Source organism: Lysinibacillus sp. FSL L8-0312, from assembly GCF_038003285.1.
Classification (GTDB): Bacteria; Bacillota; Bacilli; order Bacillales_A; family Planococcaceae; genus Lysinibacillus; species Lysinibacillus fusiformis_D.
The window spans coordinates 1,876,051-1,893,248 of sequence record NZ_JBBOOV010000001.1; the positions used below are offsets into that span (position 1 = coordinate 1,876,051).

Here is a 17,198-nt window from a genome sequence, read left to right on the forward strand (position 1 = left end):
TCTAATTATTGGTAACACAAGTTAACCTAAAGGAGAATTGATAAACATGAAAAAACCTGTTAAAAAAACATGGCTACTGGCTTCAGCACTAACACTAGGAATGGCTGTATTAACACCGCTGCAAGCTGGTGCAACATCTGTGGAAACAACAAATAATGTCATAATGCAAATAGAACAAAAAATACAAGGTACCGTTAAATATTTTGGTGGTGATGGCCTTACTATCAAAGGTACAGATGGCAAAAATTATTATATTGGGTTACACAAATTCTCTGATCAGCAAATCGAGCAATTGAAGCTAGTGGAAGGACAGGAAATTTCAGTTGAAGGTAGCATTATAGAGGATTACTCGGACTTCTATACCTTTGATGTGTACAAAAAATCACTACCTAAGGGCGTAACGAAAGAAGAGTTAATCCAATTAGAAAAACTCTTTCATGACATGAAAAAAGCAGGAAAAGAAGAGAATTATGAGGAAATGGAACGTCTCTATCAAGCGATGGATAACATCACAAGACCCTATGAATTAGCAAACTGGCAACCTGAGCCGTTTGAAGAATTTATCAATGAAGCAGCATTTACTGAAAAGAACATTGTTATTAAAGCTCAAGATAAAGAGCAGTTGAAAACTCTTTATACAGAATGGATAAAATTCACAAAAGAAGATAAAACGGAAATGGCACAAGAAAAAATAGATAAAATTTACACGATCCTTGAGCCGTATCACCAAGAGCTGTATCCGCCACTAACGTTTGAGCAATACATGGCGGACATGGAAGTAGATTTGACAAAAGAGGAACTCACAGAGTTAAAATCTATCTATGATGAAGCTCAAAAAGCAGATAAAGATAAAAACGAAGAGTTATCAATGAAGCTTTGGGATCAATTCTACGAAAAGTTGAACTCACATTTTAAATATGAACAAATTTCCTTTGAAGAATATATGGCTGATATTGAATTCGAAATTAGTCAATCGGATTACACAAAATTAAAACAACACTATGAAAAAGCTGTTACCCTTGAGAAAGATGGGGAAGAAGAAAAAGCTGGTGAGCAATGGGAAGCCTTCTATAAAATTTTAGATCCTTATTATGAGGCCAATAAAGATATTCTCATCTCTGCATCTAAACTCATAATTAATGGGCAAGATTTACTTCCAGAGCAAACTAAATAAATTTTATTGGGGCTCTCCTATTGATATAGGAGTAGCCCTTTTTGAGTTTTCTGATGTGACAAAATTGTCATGTTATCCCTCGAATAGTCATGCTAATCGATGGTTTGACCATATTTTGGTTGTTATAGTAATCCATGTTGTAACAAATATATTTCATTCTAAGGAGAAAACAACATGACACGATTAATGAAAAAATCGATGATGATTGCTGTAATATTGATCTTTTATATTTTGATACCCAAATTAGTACAGGCTGCATCAAATGATACAATTAGGAAAATTGATCAATTTATTGAGGAACAGCAAACCATTAGCGAAATCCCAGGCCTTTCGGTAATCATTGTTGATAAAGGGAAAACGGTATATCAAAAGGGCTTTGGTTTTGCAGATATGAAAACAAAAACGCCTGTCACTTCTCATACCCTTTTTGAGCTAGGCTCCACCTCTAAAGCATTTACGGCGCTTGCTATTCTGCAATTAGAAAATCAAGGTTTGTTAAAACGCTCTGATAATGTTCAAAAATATATCCCTTGGTTATCATTAGCCTATAAAGGGGAGGAACAGGTCATGACAATTCAGCAGTTATTGTCACATACAAGCGGAATTCCCTCTAATTCAATTACTCGTATTCCAGAAAGCACGGCTGATAACGCCCTTGAGCTAACGGTCAAAACATTACTGGATCATCCATTAAATCGCAAACCAGGTAGCTCCTTTGAATATGCAACGATTAATTATGATGTCTTAGGACTAATTATTGAGCATGTTTCGAAACAGCCATTTGATCAATATATCCAGCAAAATATTTTACAACCTATTAACATGGATCAATCTTTTGTAGGGGTTCATCAAGTACAATCTAGTAATATGGCTTCTGGTTATAAAATTGGCCTTATGAGAGAGCAGGCATATATACCACCTGTCTACAGTGGGAATATCCCTGCTGGCTATATCATCAGTAACGCCAATGATATAGCGAGATGGTTGAAATTACAGTTAGGAAACAGCGAAATCTATTCACTCAGTAACAATCTCATTCAAGAATCCCATATTCCCGATCAAACAGTGGAGCCTTTTGATACGAATACTTTTTATGCAAACGGTTGGGCAGTTGTTGAAAAGGACAATAAACCATATATTTACCATGCTGGTGAAAATCCAACCTTTACTTCATATTTCATCATGCAACCAGATGAACAAATAGGCGTAGCTATTTTAGCCAATATGAATACAAGTTTTACAACAGCGATTGGACAAGGGGTCATGGATTTATGGGAAGGCAAAACGATTCAAAATCAACATGTTAGTAGCTATCAAAAGCTAGATAAAATTGTAACAATTATAAGTGCTATCGTCATCGCAATTAGTATTTTCTTCTGTTACCTATTATTTAAAAATATTCAAAGCCTCTATAACAAGCAACGTGGTTTGGCAAAATTAAATTACAAAAGAATATTCCTTTTATCTGTACATTTTGTACTCGCTACTACACTACTGGCCGCGATATTTTTTACGCCCACTATTTTACTCGGTGGCCTAAATTGGACATTTATCAAAGTTTGGGCTCCCACTTCTATTACGATATTGTTGTATAGCACCATTGTGGCAAGTTTCCTCTATTTTTCACTAGGGTTTACACTCATTGCTACAAAAAAGAAAATCTAGATAACGCCTACATTTTCGATGAAGAAAAGAAGGATAGTTCGTCACAATCAATGGATATATTTCACACATTTAAATGATAGATAAGAATTTTATCCATCTATTTTCATTGTAGGTTGAAAATTAAATGGTAGGTCCAAACAGGAAAGGTCACCTCTATACTTTTTAAGATTCTATTCGTAATGCTGAGGAGATGACAGAAGACTTTCACCTGCGCAAATTAAAAAGGCAAAAAGAATGGGTAGTCTTATGAATTGAACGATGAATGGTAAGTTGGTTCGCCCATATTGCAATAACACCAAATAATAATAAAAGCGGCGTTTTTGAAACTTGACATTTATTTTTTTATAAAAGCATCACCGCTTCATTTAAGCTAAAACACTAGCTACAATTCTGGATTGGGTCAATATAGAATAATCAATTAGACGAATACCCCTCTCCTTTCAATATCCCCACATACAATAAATTGAAGAAAGGAGAGGTCACAATGGGATACTTTGGAAACACAGGCGGTTTTAATTGTTGTTACGGAGGCTATAGTCAAGGCTTTGGTCAAGACTATGGCGGAGGTTATTGCATGGACTACGGTAAAAATAATAGTTCCACATTCGTTTTAATTGTTGTTCTATTTATTCTTTTAATTATTGTAGGCGCAACTTTCGTGCAAAAAGAATATTAATATGAATCATCTTTCACTGTAAGAAAACGAATATAAGCTAGTGCCTTCATTATTGGCAACTATCGATCATGTCGTTACAGCACCATAACAAAAGGGTCACCTCCAACTGGTCCTGCACCCCTAAAGTTAGAGTCAAAAATCTAAACTTTAGGGGTGTTTTTATATGGCGAAATACAGCGAAGAATTCAAAATACATGTGGTTAATGAATACATGAAAGGCCCTTTAGGTTATAAATTATTAGCGAAAAAACATGACATACCAAATCATTCGCAAATAAAGCGGTGGGTACGTGCCTTCAAAGAATTTGGAGAAGTTGGATTACGTAGAAAAGTAACAAAAAAGGCTTATTCTGTTCAATTCAAGCTCGATGTATTACACTTTATGAAACAAACAGGTGCTTCTTATCAAGATACAGCGATTGAATTTAACATGAATAATCCAGGCTTAATAGCGAACTGGAACAGTAAATTTTTGAAGGAAGGTATAGAAGGCCTGCAAGAAAAAGCGAAGGGACGGCCACCTATGTCTACTAATCCTAAAAATAAACCTGTCAAACAACCAAACACATTGTCTCGTGAAGAACAGCTAGAACGTGAAAATGAGCTTCTCCGATTAGAGATTGCGTACTTAAAAAAGTTAGACGCTTTCGAGGCGAATCTGGATGCCTTCCTCGAAAAGCACAAGCAGCGTTGGCATTCGAACTCAAAGAAGAAGGGTTCCGATTGAAAGATGTATTGAAAATCATTGAGATCCCAGAAGCAACGTATCATTACCATATTCAACAGTTAAAAAATGAAGATCCCAATCAAGAATGGAAAACGTTGATTTCAGCGCTATTTGAGAAGCATGAAGGTAGATATGGTTATCGCCGAATCCATGCAGAATTAAAAGCGCAAGGATACGTCATCAATCACAAAAAAGTACAGCGAATCATGAAGGAATTGGACTTAAAGTGTGTAAAATTCGTTCGTAAATCTCGTTATAAATCGTACAAGGGCAAGGTGGGTAAAGTCGCAAATAATCGATTAAACCGCCGTTTCAATACGCCAAACACTTTACAAAAACTGGTGACAGACGTAACAGAATTCAAGTGTACAGAAGATGAAAAACTTTATTTAAGTCCAATTATGGATCTCTATAATGGCGAAATTATTGGGTTTAGTATGTCTAAACGCCCAACATTGGATTTCGTATTAGAATCGCTACATCAAGTTCTACCAATTATTCAGAACCAAGCTACATATCGTGCAACAATTCATTCGGATCAAGGCTGGCATTATCAACATAATTCATGGGTGAAAACATTACGGCAAAACAAGGTTTTCCAAAGCATGTCTCGCAAAGCGACATGTGCAGATAATGCGGCGATGGAAAACTTCTTTGGCATACTTAAACAAGAGATGTATTACGGTGAAGTATTAATCCCGTTTGAAGAATTGAAGGAAAAAATCGAACGATATATCGACTACTATAACAATGAACGTATTAAACAAAAATTGGCTGGCATGAGTCCAGTAAAATACCGAACTCTAGCCAGCCAATTAGCTGCATAATAAAAACTCTAACTTTAAGGGGTCACTACCACTGGTGACCCTTTTCTTATGGCGAGAACATCTTGTTGATGTCATTATAAAACTTGCCTCGTCAAATTTTGTTAGTCCACGTAAAAAGCCAGTTCTTTTCCAAGCTTTTCATCATAAATAAATCTTATTTAAAATGAAGTTAATAACAAAATTTTACTATTGATTGTTTTTATTTATAACAATATACTATAAAATGTAAAAAACAAAAAAGGAGTTTTGTATTATGGTTTCTAGGATTACCAATTATTCTTCTAATGACTATACGATCACTTCAGCATCTAACTATGATAAAATATTTGTTAGTGCCGAAAGATTAAAAGCAGAGGGTTATAATGACTCAGTAACCATCTCTAATGAATCGAGACAAAAACATTTAGTTGCTAAACAATCTTCTTCGAATTTATTAGATAAAGTAAAAGATTGGACTAATTCAAGTGTTCAATGGTTAAAAGATGCTGGTAATTTTGTAAAGAATGCAGTAAAAGAAGGTATAGACTTCCTTGTACTGGACGATGTAAAAACTATTTTCAATCCCGATGCTGGAGTAGTTGATAAAGGACTTGCTATCATTTCTTTATTTCCAGCAGGTAAAGTCGTAAAATCGGGGAAAATCTATAGTTTATTGAAGAAATCAGGTAAAAAGGATGAGGTAAATGCATTAGCAGGATTAGGGAAAGTTCAAAAGTTTAATAGCAGAGGAATCTTAATGGATGGAAATTCTAAGACTGGATGGCAACATATTGATAAAAGACATGTGTCAGGAACTGCTGCTACAAAAGGGACAACACTTTTTCCAAAACACCTTGGTGAGGCGAAAATTAAAAATTTAATTATGGAGTCTCTAGAAAAAGGACAATTAGCAAGTGTTAATCCAAAAGATGGTACTATGGTATATAAATATAAACCTAATAAATATGGTATTGATGAAATGACAACAGTTGTGACAGATAATTATGTTATAAAAACTTCTTACCCAACCAGTGGGAAATCAGTCATCACTAAAAAATAATTAGAGGAGAACACTACATGCGAATAAAATTTAATGTCGATGAAGATATATTCGTTTTAAAAAACGAGGATCTTGGTTATGATTACTATTTCGATAGTTATTTAGAAGTATTAGTTAGTGATGGAGATGTCGAAGAATTACTCTTTTCTACAACTATGCACAGTACTATTGTAATTGAATTAAATGAGTTATTAATACGACTTCATCAAACAAATGAAGTACAAAAATTAGACCCATTTGGAAACGCTAATATTATTAGCTTTGAAAAGAAAGGTCATAATCTCATTATTACGAACTACAGTCAATTATCTGGTAATAATGAATGGGTACATACTTTCGATTTATTCGATTTTACAAGTGCTTATATTAATGAATTAAAGAGATATTTAAATTCTTTGATGGCGGTAGATAGTAATGTAATAAAATATAAAAGTTTTGTATATCTTAAAGAAGGGTTAGACTCATTACAAGCAATTAATTAATAATAATGGAGTAATTCCCTTCAAAAAACAGAGAATCATATGAACTAACCCCATAAAAGTCAGATACTAATTTAAACTTTTATGGGGGTTTTTTTATTCAAGTAGTCTAGCGATACTGCATCTATGATTGAAATTGCGAAAAATAATCTTAAACCTTCTAGCTTTCCTTTAATCAGTTCATTTTTTGTCAAACCAAGCTTTATCGACTGCTTGCTGTAATCTAGTAAGGAGCGAGAATGGAAAGGGTATACTTATCTATTCTCAACTGAGTTTGGTAAAGCTTATCTTCGTTACTCCTTCAGTAGTGATGGGATTATATTATAAAAAAATCCAGATTCGTGTTATCGATTAACGACACACTTTTGCTAATTTATATAAATAGTTATTTAATCAAGAAGCAAGAATGTAAAAACTATTTGATAATTAAAGTTATCTTATAAACATATTGTAAGGCTTTATATACTTGTTCCATCCGTAAAGATTATGGATTTAATTTTATAGTTAAAAGTCATATTCTCAAATGGTAAATTATAAAAGCGCATATCTACATCATTGAATTGATTTAAATCAACAGCAGTATTAAAGTTTGTAGAACCATTTGCAGGAATAACATCCCATTCATATTTCATTGCTGACTTGTATACTAACTCGCCGAACATATCATAAAAATATGTTTCTGCTAAAAATCCTTTAATATCTTTATCTGTGTGATTTATATATTTCATAATAAAATTTAATTCATATCCATAGACATTATTATCAGTACTAGGATCTCTAGGAATAACATCTTCTAAAACCAATGTCAAAGATGTATTTAAATGATTGTCTTCATCAGTCTCTTCATTAGTGGAAGCTTTCTCGATAGCTAAATTATCTTGATTTGTTGTTACTGCTTTTTCCTCTTGATGTAAATTCTCTACTTTTTCTTGTTCATTCTCACCTGATTTATCAACACGCTCTTCTTTCTGATTACATGCTGATAGAATTAAAATATACAATAAACATAGTAATAATAACTTTATTTTACTCTTTTCCATAATAATTCCTCCATATATGTATTAATCTATATGGTATCATAATTAGGAAATTCCACTCAATACAAAATAATCATTTTAAGTGTTAATAGTATAAATCAAATTAAAAAAATGTCCTTGCAATAAAGCTAAATAACTAGGAAAAGAAAATATGACATCTACATTGCATTTATAAATATAGCTAAGCTACTTTCCCAAAGAATGAACTTATTTTAAACAAGTAAATTTTTCACTATACCTTAGCAAACTTTTTTAATATGTTATTAATCTTAACAAAGCATATTCGTCTACACATATTGTTTTCTCATGAACGTAGCAAACGATATTTAAAATGACTACTATGTTATTTGAAGAAGATTTATTACCATCTAGATGGCTTCACGCTAAATGTTTTTTATCCTCCTTGTCGGAGAGTTGTGTGCCGAACAAAACTATACTATTAGATACTTTTGAGGTAACTGTAGCTACCTTGAAGCTTGATTGCTTCCTATTTTAGGAGATATAAAGATAAGTTGAACAGCCTTGTATTACTCTCATGGCTGGCTCAAACGATCGTCGATTTGGATTACTGTTCGAATAGTTGCTGTCTCTTTTTAACATAGTAAAAAGCACCCAAATAGGAGTGCTTAATACAATAAATAGCTATCTAATTATTTGTTCATACGTTTTCCCTTTTACAGTAATTATCGCTTTAAGCGGCTTCCCATCCTGCTCTACTTGTTCTGGAACGGAAGCTAAAAAATGTAGTGTACCATTTTTCAGAGGTTCAATTGATGTAATATTTGTAAACGTGAAATCTGATCCACCTCGATTTTCTATTGTTGAGAAAGTCTTGTATTCGTATTTTCCATCATAAATAATTTTTACATCTACAAATTCATTAGATGTTTGACCTGTTGTTAGTAAACTTTTTACTGAAATAATTGTATCTAAGTATACTTCCCCCTCCTCTTCATTTTTGTAATATGTATACACAGAACTTGGATTTGGTGGTGAAATTTGTTTACCAAAAATATTGTTGTTAATTGTGATTTCTGCATAATTATCAACTACTAATACATTACCTTTAGTAATCGTCAGAACTTCCTCTACCTCTGGTTCATTTTCTTCATTATTTTCAGATGCCTTAACTTCTTCCTCTGCATTTTTCTCAACAGACTCTTTTGTTTTGTTATCTGAACTGCTGTTTTTATCACTTTGACCACAAGCTACCAATAAAATAGACACCAATAATAATAATCCTAGCTTTTTCATGACAACTCCTCCTGTATATTAGGTGCTCTTCAAGTTACTTATCGTTATTTTCATTTAATTCATCTGGATAAACCATAGTATCAAATACTTCTCCATTTGATTCATCTTTAATATATACTGTGACTTTATAATGTTCAACGTCTGCACCGTTAAATAATTGGTAGTACATGCCTGCTAAAGCAAGCCCAAAGGATGCCAGTGCATCGAAACTACCTTCAAACTTTTCCTTATTTACTGTGAGTGTAAACTCAGAAAAAGATTTGTTATAAGCCACATCATTTATAGAAGCAAAATCTTCACTTGTTTTAAGTTCTTCTACACTTTTTACTATTCTTTCTTTTAATTCCTTCATCATTTTTTTGTGCTCGGATTTAGACATTTTATAAGTTAAAGATCCATCATCATTCTTAATAACTTCCTTAATTCCACTATTTTTTGCCTCCGAAATAATAGAATCTATGTCTTGTCCCTTGTAAAGTGTAGCCGGTATGGTAACTTCAACATTTAAAAGTCCTTTATCCACTTTTAATGTTTCTTCTGATGCTTTTTCAGCACCTTCTTTTTTCTTACCACTATCATCACCTTGGCTACAAGCTACTAACAAAATACCTAGTAGCAAAATAAGTGGTAAAATAAGCAATTTTTTCATTTATTCAAACTCCCTTCTCCACAAATATACATGGATAATCGAGGTAATTCTATGATTATTTTCATATTTCTACATTTTTTACTCCTATCAATAAAAAAACACCCTCATGCGAGAGTGTCTGATATCAAAGCTATTTTTACTTTTTCTATCCATTACTATGTTTTCATTTTCCTCTATCTAAAACCTATTTTTATAGCTTTTTATCAATCAGTATATTAAAAACTTATTAAATCTTTCCATCTATTTATATTTATTTGGTCCCTACCTCTAACCCTTCAATGATGAAGAGAGACCCCGTCTAATTAGGTTTGCAGAGATAGGCTCTCTTCCCATCTCTCTAGCCCAAATTGATAACTGTCCTATATGATGGATTTCATGTGCAATCGTATGGCGAATGACTTCACCCCATGTATGTGTCTCAATCCTTCCATCTGCTAATGTATTATGGAGTAAACGCTCTTCCATACTGTCGTCCCATTGGTTTACAAAGTTTTCTACTTCTAAATGAAATTCAGCTTCCAATTTACGAACCTTTTCCAAGCTATTATATTCCTCAAAACTCTCCTGAAAATCAGTTTTACCTTGTAAAAGTCGTATCCAACTCCATTCGACATCAATTATATGGAAAAGTGTATGTAATATACTTCCCATTCCACCAGGTCGGTTTTGCAAAAGCTCTTCTTCACTCAACTCGTCACACCAACGAAACCAGTCTTCTCTTACCATCCAATTATATTTAAAAAGTAATTGCAAAAAAGTTCCTCCTTAATTAAAAATGATTGAGTCATCTCAACAAGTTACTACTTCTTCATATAGAGTTAGGATTCCTTCTCTTTAATTCCTTCAAATGTGAGAAATTCGTACGCAAATCACGCTATAAATTATATAAAGGCACTGTTTGGGAACGTTTAAACCGTCGTTTCAGTACCGTATACCCTTCAAAAAGTCGTAACAGACATATAGACGAAAAAGCCTAATACTGGATTTATATAATGGTGAGATTATTGCTTTAGCATATCAAAATGCCCGACACTCGATTTTGTGATGGGTTAGTGCTCCTAATCATTCATGAACGTGTAAAATACCATACGACCATTCACTCAGATCAAGCGTGGCATTATCAACATAATTCGTGGGGGCAAACATTAAAACAAAACAAGATTTTCCAAAGCATATCTCGTAAAACAACTTGTGCAGACAATGCCGCAATGGATAACTTCTTTGATTTACTCAAACAAGAAATATATGACGGGGAAGAATGAATCTCCTATGAAGCGTTAAAAAAGAAAATAGAGAAGTTTATCGATTACTACAATAATGAACGAATTAAAACAAAAACTGGCTGGCTTGAGCCCAGTAAATTACCGAACTCATGCCAGCCAATTAGCTGCATAACTAAAACTTTAACATTAAAAGGTCACTACCTTTGGATGTGACTTATAATGATTAATCAAATTCTACAGTGTCTTGCACTACTGATACCTTATAAACATTTTTAGTATTAATTAATACTGTTTTATAATTTTCTGTTTCAGTAAATGAATACCAGGACTTCTCATTGAATCCATTAGTAATTTCTTCTGCAAAAGTTTCTTGTCCAATATTAGTCTTGATTTTATATTCTTCTTCACGACTTTCTTCAAAGTAAAACTTTACAGTATATTCATAATCCATTAACCAACACCCCCCATCTATCTATATCATGGGACAAATAGGATGGAAGTAATCAACGCTTTTGATCAATTCACACTGTTTTTTTGCGAACTTTCCTAGTATTAAGAAATTCATTTTCTTACTTATTTATTTTTATGAGTTAACAAAATAAAAACCACACTCTTTTTTGAATGTGGCTTTAGTATTTATTCATTAAAAAAATCACCTTTGAAAAAAGGTTTTATTCCAACTTCTCTAAATAAATATTTTATTGGATGGCAATCATTGACCAAATTTCTGTTGGGAATTAAAATTTCCTCCCTGAGTTCTTTAAATATTTCTGGATTAATTTCCGGAAACCATTCTTCATAACTCAAATGTTTATCTTTCTCTATCAGAAGTAAATAAACAACAATAATTTCAAACATATAAGGAAATTCTCGTTTAATATTTTGATAGTTATCTAACAATGAAGTTATATAGTCCTCAAAATTAAAAAATTTTGCTCCTTTTTCATTGTTATATTGTAAACGTTCCTTTTCAGGTTTAAAGACAAAAGTCGATTTATTATACCAGTTACCTAACATGCATGTAAAAAGTAGTAATGCATATTTTTTAGTTTCTTGATCCTCATCATTAAAATATTTAAAATATTCATCGTAAATATAACTCTTGGCAGTGGTAAAATACCCAATTTCAATCCCAGAAATAGTTTGTTTCACATTTTGTATAATTTTATTATTTCCCATCCCATAGTCACTTTCTTTAAAAATTTCCATAATATAGATTGTAACATAAATTTAAAATACAGGGAACATTGATACTATAATCCAATCATACTTTGAATATGACCCTGACCATGAACTCCCTTTTTGAATTGCAACCCTAACTCTTTGTCCTTCTTTAAACGAAACAAATTCTTTTGTATAACGATCTTTAACTGTAGGATCTTTTATCAATTCGTCTGTTCCATTTTAATTTCTTTGTTCACCATGTTTACATTTTGTTTACCTAATTTATTTTTTATATGTATGCGATTCTTAAAAAGATTAATATAAACAAAAAAAGCGCTCAAAACCTATTGTTCATAAGGTTTCAAGCGCTTTTCAATTTGGTTAAAAATTAACCTTTGATTTGTTATTGACGTCCCAGGAGGGATTCGAACCCCCGACCGACGGCTTAGAAGGCCGTTGCTCTATCCAGCTGAGCTACTGAGACATGGTGTCGTTTCTATGTATTTCATAGGAAGGACAATACTTATTATATGTACTTTATGGCATAATGTCAACATTAATTTTACTATGTAGGCAAGGTTTGCCTCATATTGTTCATCATATGTTGCTACAGCTTCGATTATACCATGTCTTACTCCTCTCAAGAAGACGAATATGAAAATATTTGCTACACTATTGGCGATAAAAAATTGGGAGGTATGTAGATGTTTAAGGATTCGGTCGTTGTTGTTACAGGTGGCGCACAAGGGATTGTACTTGCATATGCACGGCATGGCGCAAAGGTGGTAATTGCTGATTTAAATGACGGTTTAGGTCAACAATTAGAACAGGATATGCTTGCACAAGGCTACGCTGTTTTATTTGTTCAAACAGATGTAACGAAGGAACAGGATATCGTTCAGTTAATGCAACGAGCTGTTGAGCAATATGGGACTATTCATATTTTAATTAATAATGCTGGGCAGTTTCAGCATATCTCTCCGTATGATGTGACGTTTGAGGAGTGGAATCATCTACTACACACAAATTTAACGAATGCCTTTTTCTGTGCCAGAGAGGCTGCGAAGGTGATGAGGCACAATGTGAAAGGTGGTTCGATTGTTTCGTTAGCATCTACACGGGCTGACCTAATACAGAAGCCTACGCGGCTACAAAAGGTGGTATTGTGGCGTTAACACATGCTTTAGCGCGGTCTTTAGGTCCTGATCAAATCACGGTGAATTGTATTTCGCCTGGCTGGATTGAAACAGGCGATTATGAGGCACTTCGACCAGTCGATCATGTACAGCATTTATCAGGAAGGGTTGGTGTGCCTGAAGATATCGCACAGGCTTGTCTCTATTTAACAAACCCCGTAAATAATTTTGTGACAGGCATTAATCTTACGGTCGATGGCGGCATGACAAAGAAAATGATGTATGAAGAGTAGTTTTGTCATTTGCTCTTCCTTACTTGTTCTTCATACCCAGAGTTTCCTTAGAGTATGCTACTGTAGGAGAAAGAACAAGAAGGAGTGAAGCCTTGTACCCCTATTCAAATGGGTTTTCATTAAGCCAGCTGTATCAAGCCCCCTCTACTCAATATACGGCACCGATTCGTCACTTTTTACATTCACATGATTACCGGCGCTGTATCAGTAAAGCCGAAGCTGATTTTATGGCGATGAATCGCTTACTTTGGATGGAGCATGTCAATTGGACGCGAATGACGATTATTAGCATTGTCTTCAATTTACCTGATCTTCCTTTTGTGCAGCAGCGTCTGTTACGAAATGCGACTGATTTAGGAAATTGTCTACGTCCCTTTTACGGCGACTCTATAGCAGATCGATATACAGCATTAATTAAAGAACATCTGCTGCTGGCTGCTCAATTAGTGACAGCTGCTTCTAAAGGAGAGGCTACCACAGCGGAAGCAAAAGAGAAGGAATGGTATCGCAATGCAGATGATATTGCGCTATTTTTGCATACGATTAATCCTTACTTAAGTAGAGAGGCTGTCCAAAAAATGTTTTATACGCATTTAGCTTTAACGAAAAATGAAGCCGTGACGATGATCCAGAAAGATTATCAAGCTGATATAGACGTTTTTGATGAAATTGAAGCAGAAGCTCTAGCCATGTCAGATATGATTGCTGGCGCCATTGTGATGCAATTTTGTTATCTTTTTTAATGTAAAAATCCCATTTATTTGCGTTCAACTACTGGTGGAAAAACTTTCGCTACTTTGTTTTTAGCAAAATGAGCAATAGGCTGCGTTCCCTGAAAATTCCCCTTCATAAAAGAAGCTAATGTATTACTGTGAATCGTTGCGCTTGCCCGCTGTATTTCCCATGGTGAGTGGTGGATATCAATTCGAAAAAGGGTATCCTTCCACTTGACCCATGAATGATAACGTTCTACAATCCATTGGTCAAAATTAGTATTCGTGTGATCTTCTATTGTATAAGTAACCCTTAATCTTTCGTCACAGGCTTTGTAATGGCTTGTATATGAAAAGTGATTTTCTCTTTGTTTTGCTAAGATTTTGGAGAAGCGGTATGGTAAACTACCTAATGCCGTGATTTTTGACACGAAATAATTCGTGACATCTAAATGAAAAAAATAGATGCCTTTCATGCCGTTATACTCTACATATGTTCGGACATTCAATTGTAAATAGATATTCATTCCAGGAATGGTTGGTAGAAATCGTAGTCGATGTCGATGAACTTTAAAAAGGACAGCACTTAGCCAAGCATTTTGTTCAAAGAGATCAAGTTTTAGTTCCTCAGGTAGATGTTTTTCTAACTCTTTGGGGTCTATGGGCCAGTGTAAAAATAGAACATCTTGCCATGTCTGTGTCATCATCCACATAGAAAAACTCCTTTCTAACTACTAGCTTTTCCTAGAAAGGAGTTATTCAAACAACTGGACTATTGATCTTGCTCAGCATATTCTATTTCAACATACCGATAATATAAATTTCGTAATTCAGATTCTTTAAATAAGCCTAAATGGTTTTTAAATTGAGGATGAACCATTATCCCATGAGCTCGTAACTCTTTGACAAACCAACCTTTTGAAAATTTATGCACCGACCCCATTCTCCTTTATCTTTATTCATACATAGAGTATGCGATCGGATTCTGTAGAGTGCCTATATACAATAAAAAACGAGAGAATGAATGTCTCTCGTTTTTACTCATGTGCCACAAAAAGTACGATATGGTTGATTAGACGGTTCAGGTAATGCAGCATATTCTTGTTGCTCTTTCGTATGGGCATAAGGCTGAGCAAGGACTTTTAATAAATTATTCATAACACGATAGTCGTCTCGTTCTACAGCTGCTTCTAAAGCTTCTTCTACCCTGTGATTGCGAGGAATAACAGCAGGATTATGTTGACGCATTAATTGTTGTGACATTTCTTTCGTTTGCTGCTGTCTCGCTAATCGCTCCGTCCATTTTTGATGCCATTCTTGAAACCCTGATGCATTCATTAATGGGGTATCTTCCATTTGCTCAAAGGTTAAAGCGATAAACGTATTCGTATAATCTGCTTCGTATTGTTGCATAAGCTGTAGAAGCCCTTCAATAAGCTGGACATCTTCTTGCTCTTCATTAAAAATACCTAGCTTTGCGCGCATCCCCTTTAACCAATTTTCAACGTAGAAGTGAGGATATTGTTGTAGCGTGTCTTGTGCCAATTGAATAGCTTCTTCTTGATCATCGTGAATGAAAGGGAGTAACGTCTCAGCTAAGCGTGTTAAATTCCAGCCACCAATGTTGGGCTGATTTCCATAAGCATAACGACCTTGCCGATCAATAGAGCTAAATACAGTCGCGGGATCATAGGTGTCCATGAAAGCGCAAGGACCATAATCAATGGTTTCACCGCTAATGGTCATATTATCTGTGTTCATGACTCCATGAATAAAGCCCACTAACTGCCACTGTGCTATTAAGGATGCCTGCTTCTTCATGACTTCCTTTAGCAAATAAAGATAGCGATTTTGAGTGCCAGTATCAGCTGAGAAATGACGTTCTAATGCATAGTCAGCCAAGCGTTGGAGCTCTTCATCTGTTCCCCATTGTGCGGCATATTGAAAGGTCCCTACTCGCAAATGACTGCTGGCAACTCGCGTGACAATTGCTCCTGGTAATTCAGTTTCTCGCATAATCATTTCACCTGTAGCCACTACTGCAAGACTACGTGATGTGGGAATCCCTAACGCAAACATCGCCTCACTCATGATGTACTCCCTTAGCATTGGCCCTAACGCAGCTCGTCCATCTCCACCACGAGAATAAAGTGTTCTACCAGAACCTTTTAGTGCGATATCATACCGTTCCTGTTGAGGTGTTATATGTTCTCCATATAAAAGTGCTCTACCATCACCCAACATATTAAAATGACCAAATTGATGCCCTGCATAGGCTTGTGCAATTGGTTCGCCACCTTCTGGGATTTTATTGCCAGCTAAGATAGCGACTCCTTCTTCCCTCTGTAAAGCTTGAGCATCTAATCCAAGTGACACTGCAACAGCTTCATTTAACAAAACTAGCTTTGGTGAACGAACAGGATTTAACGAAATATCGGAATACATAATACTTGGTAGTCGAACATAACTATTATCAAAATGCCAGCCAATTGTCTTTTCCATGTTTTCTCCTTTATTGCCTTTTGATTTATTTTTGCAATTTCAACATTAATCATTCCTAGTCAAATTTACCACTAGAAAGCCTACATAAAAATCCACATAACTTTAATGTTATGCGGATTTTTATTTTATGTTAATTTCGTTGAAAAATATGAGTCGCAATACTTTGATGATCATCTGTCAAGCAAGCGACTTTAAAAGAGGTTGCAGTGATTTCCACAACCGCAAAGCTTTTCTCTTTACGACCACGTGGTTTTAATAAGCTTCCAGGATTTAAAAATAAAATATCATCAATCATTTCGGCACCAAGGATATGAGAGTGACCAAAGCATACGATTTGTGCGTCCACCTCTTTGGCCCGATAGGTTAATGATAAGATGGAATTTTTCACATTGAATAAATGGCCATGCGTCACAAAAATTTTAACATCATTGACTGTGAAAATTTCCTCTTCGGGGAAAGCTGTTTCACGATCACAGTTTCCTCTTACTTTTTTCACGCCTTTTAATGCCTCATGTGAGAAAGGAAGTTCACTATCTCCACAATGAATGACAACATCTATTTCAGGATAAAAACCTTTAACCTTTTCGATGACATGGCTATCACCATGTGTATCGCTCATAACAAGTATTTTCATGGATAT

The 17,198-nt window shown here is 34.5% G+C and carries 20 protein-coding genes, 1 tRNA gene and 1 pseudogene; 11 read left to right on the forward strand and 11 right to left on the reverse strand.

All coding sequences use genetic code 11. The annotated features are described in order from the left end of the window. The first annotated feature begins 46 nt into the window (after positions 1–46). The 7 genes from MHI22_RS09500 (at position 47) to MHI22_RS09530 (ending at position 6,590) form a co-directional block, all read left to right on the forward strand. The gene (locus tag MHI22_RS09500) at positions 47–1,174 is read left to right on the forward strand and encodes a hypothetical protein (RefSeq protein WP_036124253.1); all 1,128 of its coding nucleotides are present in this window, start codon (positions 47–49) and stop codon (positions 1,172–1,174) included. A gap of 174 nt (positions 1,175–1,348) precedes the next feature. Further along, the gene (locus tag MHI22_RS09505) at positions 1,349–2,839 is read left to right on the forward strand and encodes a serine hydrolase domain-containing protein (protein WP_058844350.1); all 1,491 of its coding nucleotides are present in this window, start codon (positions 1,349–1,351) and stop codon (positions 2,837–2,839) included. 484 nt (positions 2,840–3,323) lie between these two features. After that, positions 3,324–3,515, forward strand: a complete 192-nt coding sequence (locus tag MHI22_RS23415) for a YjcZ family sporulation protein (RefSeq protein WP_036124248.1) — start codon at positions 3,324–3,326, stop codon at positions 3,513–3,515. Positions 3,516–3,678: 163 nt separating this feature from the next. Next, a complete protein-coding gene (locus MHI22_RS09515; protein WP_340809175.1) occupies positions 3,679–4,242 on the forward strand; it encodes a helix-turn-helix domain-containing protein in 564 nt (187 codons plus the stop codon). Next, on the forward strand, positions 4,128–5,069 hold the full coding sequence (locus MHI22_RS09520) for an IS3 family transposase (protein ID WP_340812710.1): 942 nt from the start codon (positions 4,128–4,130) through the stop codon (positions 5,067–5,069). Before MHI22_RS09515 ends, MHI22_RS09520 begins: the two co-directional genes overlap by 115 nt. A 253-nt stretch (positions 5,070–5,322) precedes the next feature. Next, positions 5,323–6,108 (forward strand): hypothetical protein, encoded by a 786-nt coding sequence (locus MHI22_RS09525; RefSeq protein ID WP_051891677.1) that lies wholly within the window; start codon positions 5,323–5,325, stop codon positions 6,106–6,108. A gap of 17 nt (positions 6,109–6,125) precedes the next feature. Continuing rightward, positions 6,126–6,590 carry a hypothetical protein gene (locus tag MHI22_RS09530; protein ID WP_036124246.1) on the forward strand — a complete coding sequence of 155 codons (465 nt, stop codon included), beginning with the start codon at positions 6,126–6,128 and terminating at the stop codon, positions 6,588–6,590. Between the two features lie 455 nt (positions 6,591–7,045). Here MHI22_RS09530 and MHI22_RS09535 read toward each other — a convergent pair whose 3' ends face one another. The 4 genes from MHI22_RS09535 to MHI22_RS09550 all read right to left on the reverse strand — a co-directional run bounded on the left by MHI22_RS09535 (position 7,046) and on the right by MHI22_RS09550 (position 10,280). Further along, positions 7,046–7,627 carry a hypothetical protein gene (locus MHI22_RS09535; protein ID WP_340811818.1) on the reverse strand — a complete coding sequence of 194 codons (582 nt, stop codon included), beginning with the start codon at positions 7,625–7,627 and terminating at the stop codon, positions 7,046–7,048. Between the two features lie 639 nt (positions 7,628–8,266). Then, on the reverse strand, positions 8,267–8,878 hold the full coding sequence (locus tag MHI22_RS09540) for a hypothetical protein (protein ID WP_058844347.1): 612 nt from the start codon (positions 8,876–8,878) through the stop codon (positions 8,267–8,269). A gap of 34 nt (positions 8,879–8,912) precedes the next feature. Next, positions 8,913–9,527, reverse strand: coding sequence for a hypothetical protein (locus MHI22_RS09545; protein ID WP_340811820.1), 615 nt, complete (start codon positions 9,525–9,527; stop codon positions 8,913–8,915). A 267-nt stretch (positions 9,528–9,794) separates the two neighbouring features. Beyond that, on the reverse strand, positions 9,795–10,280 hold the full coding sequence (locus MHI22_RS09550; protein WP_340811822.1) for a DinB family protein: 486 nt from the start codon (positions 10,278–10,280) through the stop codon (positions 9,795–9,797). Between the two features lie 269 nt (positions 10,281–10,549). Here MHI22_RS09550 and MHI22_RS23420 point away from each other — a divergent pair, with 269 nt between their 5' ends. Next, positions 10,550–10,789: a DDE-type integrase/transposase/recombinase gene (locus MHI22_RS23420; RefSeq protein ID WP_141904983.1), complete on the forward strand. Its 240-nt coding sequence runs from the start codon at positions 10,550–10,552 to the stop codon at positions 10,787–10,789. Then, complete coding sequence (locus MHI22_RS23425) at positions 10,790–10,963, forward strand: IS3 family transposase (protein WP_139149539.1); 174 nt, start codon at positions 10,790–10,792, stop codon at positions 10,961–10,963. Positions 10,964–10,973: 10 nt separating this feature from the next. Here MHI22_RS23425 and MHI22_RS09560 read toward each other — a convergent pair whose 3' ends face one another. From MHI22_RS09560 to MHI22_RS09570, 3 genes are all read right to left on the reverse strand, one after another. Next, positions 10,974–11,201 (reverse strand): hypothetical protein, encoded by a 228-nt coding sequence (locus tag MHI22_RS09560; protein ID WP_036125924.1) that lies wholly within the window; start codon positions 11,199–11,201, stop codon positions 10,974–10,976. A gap of 185 nt (positions 11,202–11,386) precedes the next feature. Next, entirely contained in the window at positions 11,387–11,959 is a 573-nt protein-coding gene (locus MHI22_RS09565) for a hypothetical protein (protein ID WP_141904982.1), read from the reverse strand. Positions 11,960–12,324: 365 nt separating this feature from the next. Continuing rightward, positions 12,325–12,398 (reverse strand) — tRNA-Arg (locus MHI22_RS09570). Between the two features lie 220 nt (positions 12,399–12,618). On the opposite strand from MHI22_RS09570, the pseudogene MHI22_RS09575 reads away from it, so the two are divergent. Continuing rightward, positions 12,619–13,343, forward strand: a pseudogene (locus MHI22_RS09575) (SDR family NAD(P)-dependent oxidoreductase). Between the two features lie 128 nt (positions 13,344–13,471). After that, positions 13,472–14,086: a hypothetical protein gene (locus MHI22_RS09580; RefSeq protein ID WP_445668849.1), complete on the forward strand. Its 615-nt coding sequence runs from the start codon at positions 13,472–13,474 to the stop codon at positions 14,084–14,086. A gap of 14 nt (positions 14,087–14,100) precedes the next feature. Here the strand turns inward: MHI22_RS09580 and MHI22_RS09585 are convergent, their stop codons facing one another. The 4 genes from MHI22_RS09585 to MHI22_RS09600 all read right to left on the reverse strand — a co-directional run bounded on the left by MHI22_RS09585 (position 14,101) and on the right by MHI22_RS09600 (position 17,192). Next, entirely contained in the window at positions 14,101–14,769 is a 669-nt protein-coding gene (locus MHI22_RS09585; RefSeq protein WP_340811827.1) for a YqjF family protein, read from the reverse strand. Positions 14,770–14,828: 59 nt separating this feature from the next. After that, positions 14,829–14,999 carry a DUF2639 domain-containing protein gene (locus MHI22_RS09590; protein ID WP_170829897.1) on the reverse strand — a complete coding sequence of 57 codons (171 nt, stop codon included), beginning with the start codon at positions 14,997–14,999 and terminating at the stop codon, positions 14,829–14,831. Between the two features lie 98 nt (positions 15,000–15,097). After that, positions 15,098–16,558: a protein adenylyltransferase SelO gene (locus tag MHI22_RS09595; protein ID WP_340811828.1), complete on the reverse strand. Its 1,461-nt coding sequence runs from the start codon at positions 16,556–16,558 to the stop codon at positions 15,098–15,100. 130 nt (positions 16,559–16,688) lie between these two features. Next, positions 16,689–17,192 (reverse strand): metallophosphoesterase, encoded by a 504-nt coding sequence (locus MHI22_RS09600; RefSeq protein ID WP_036128211.1) that lies wholly within the window; start codon positions 17,190–17,192, stop codon positions 16,689–16,691. Between the last annotated feature and the right edge of the window lie 6 nt (positions 17,193–17,198).

Bases quoted from the DNA above. Each gene is read 5' to 3' on its own strand.
- MHI22_RS09500 (WP_036124253.1), top strand. From the start codon at position 47: ATGAAAAAACCTGTTAAAAAAACATGGCTACTGGCTTCAGCACTAACA.
- MHI22_RS09505 (WP_058844350.1), top strand. From the start codon at position 1,349: ATGACACGATTAATGAAAAAATCGATGATGATTGCTGTAATATTGATC.
- MHI22_RS23415 (WP_036124248.1), top strand. From the start codon at position 3,324: ATGGGATACTTTGGAAACACAGGCGGTTTTAATTGTTGTTACGGAGGC.
- MHI22_RS09515 (WP_340809175.1), top strand. From the start codon at position 3,679: ATGGCGAAATACAGCGAAGAATTCAAAATACATGTGGTTAATGAATAC.
- MHI22_RS09525 (WP_051891677.1), top strand. From the start codon at position 5,323: ATGGTTTCTAGGATTACCAATTATTCTTCTAATGACTATACGATCACT.
- MHI22_RS09530 (WP_036124246.1), top strand. From the start codon at position 6,126: ATGCGAATAAAATTTAATGTCGATGAAGATATATTCGTTTTAAAAAAC.
- MHI22_RS09535 (WP_340811818.1), bottom strand. From the start codon at position 7,627: ATGGAAAAGAGTAAAATAAAGTTATTATTACTATGTTTATTGTATATT.
- MHI22_RS09540 (WP_058844347.1), bottom strand. From the start codon at position 8,878: ATGAAAAAGCTAGGATTATTATTATTGGTGTCTATTTTATTGGTAGCT.
- MHI22_RS09545 (WP_340811820.1), bottom strand. From the start codon at position 9,527: ATGAAAAAATTGCTTATTTTACCACTTATTTTGCTACTAGGTATTTTG.
- MHI22_RS23420 (WP_141904983.1), top strand. From the start codon at position 10,550: ATGCCCGACACTCGATTTTGTGATGGGTTAGTGCTCCTAATCATTCAT.
- MHI22_RS09560 (WP_036125924.1), bottom strand. From the start codon at position 11,201: ATGGATTATGAATATACTGTAAAGTTTTACTTTGAAGAAAGTCGTGAA.
- MHI22_RS09565 (WP_141904982.1), bottom strand. From the start codon at position 11,959: ATGGAAATTTTTAAAGAAAGTGACTATGGGATGGGAAATAATAAAATT.
- MHI22_RS09585 (WP_340811827.1), bottom strand. From the start codon at position 14,769: ATGTGGATGATGACACAGACATGGCAAGATGTTCTATTTTTACACTGG.
- MHI22_RS09590 (WP_170829897.1), bottom strand. From the start codon at position 14,999: ATGGGGTCGGTGCATAAATTTTCAAAAGGTTGGTTTGTCAAAGAGTTA.
- MHI22_RS09595 (WP_340811828.1), bottom strand. From the start codon at position 16,558: ATGGAAAAGACAATTGGCTGGCATTTTGATAATAGTTATGTTCGACTA.
- MHI22_RS09600 (WP_036128211.1), bottom strand. From the start codon at position 17,192: ATGAAAATACTTGTTATGAGCGATACACATGGTGATAGCCATGTCATC.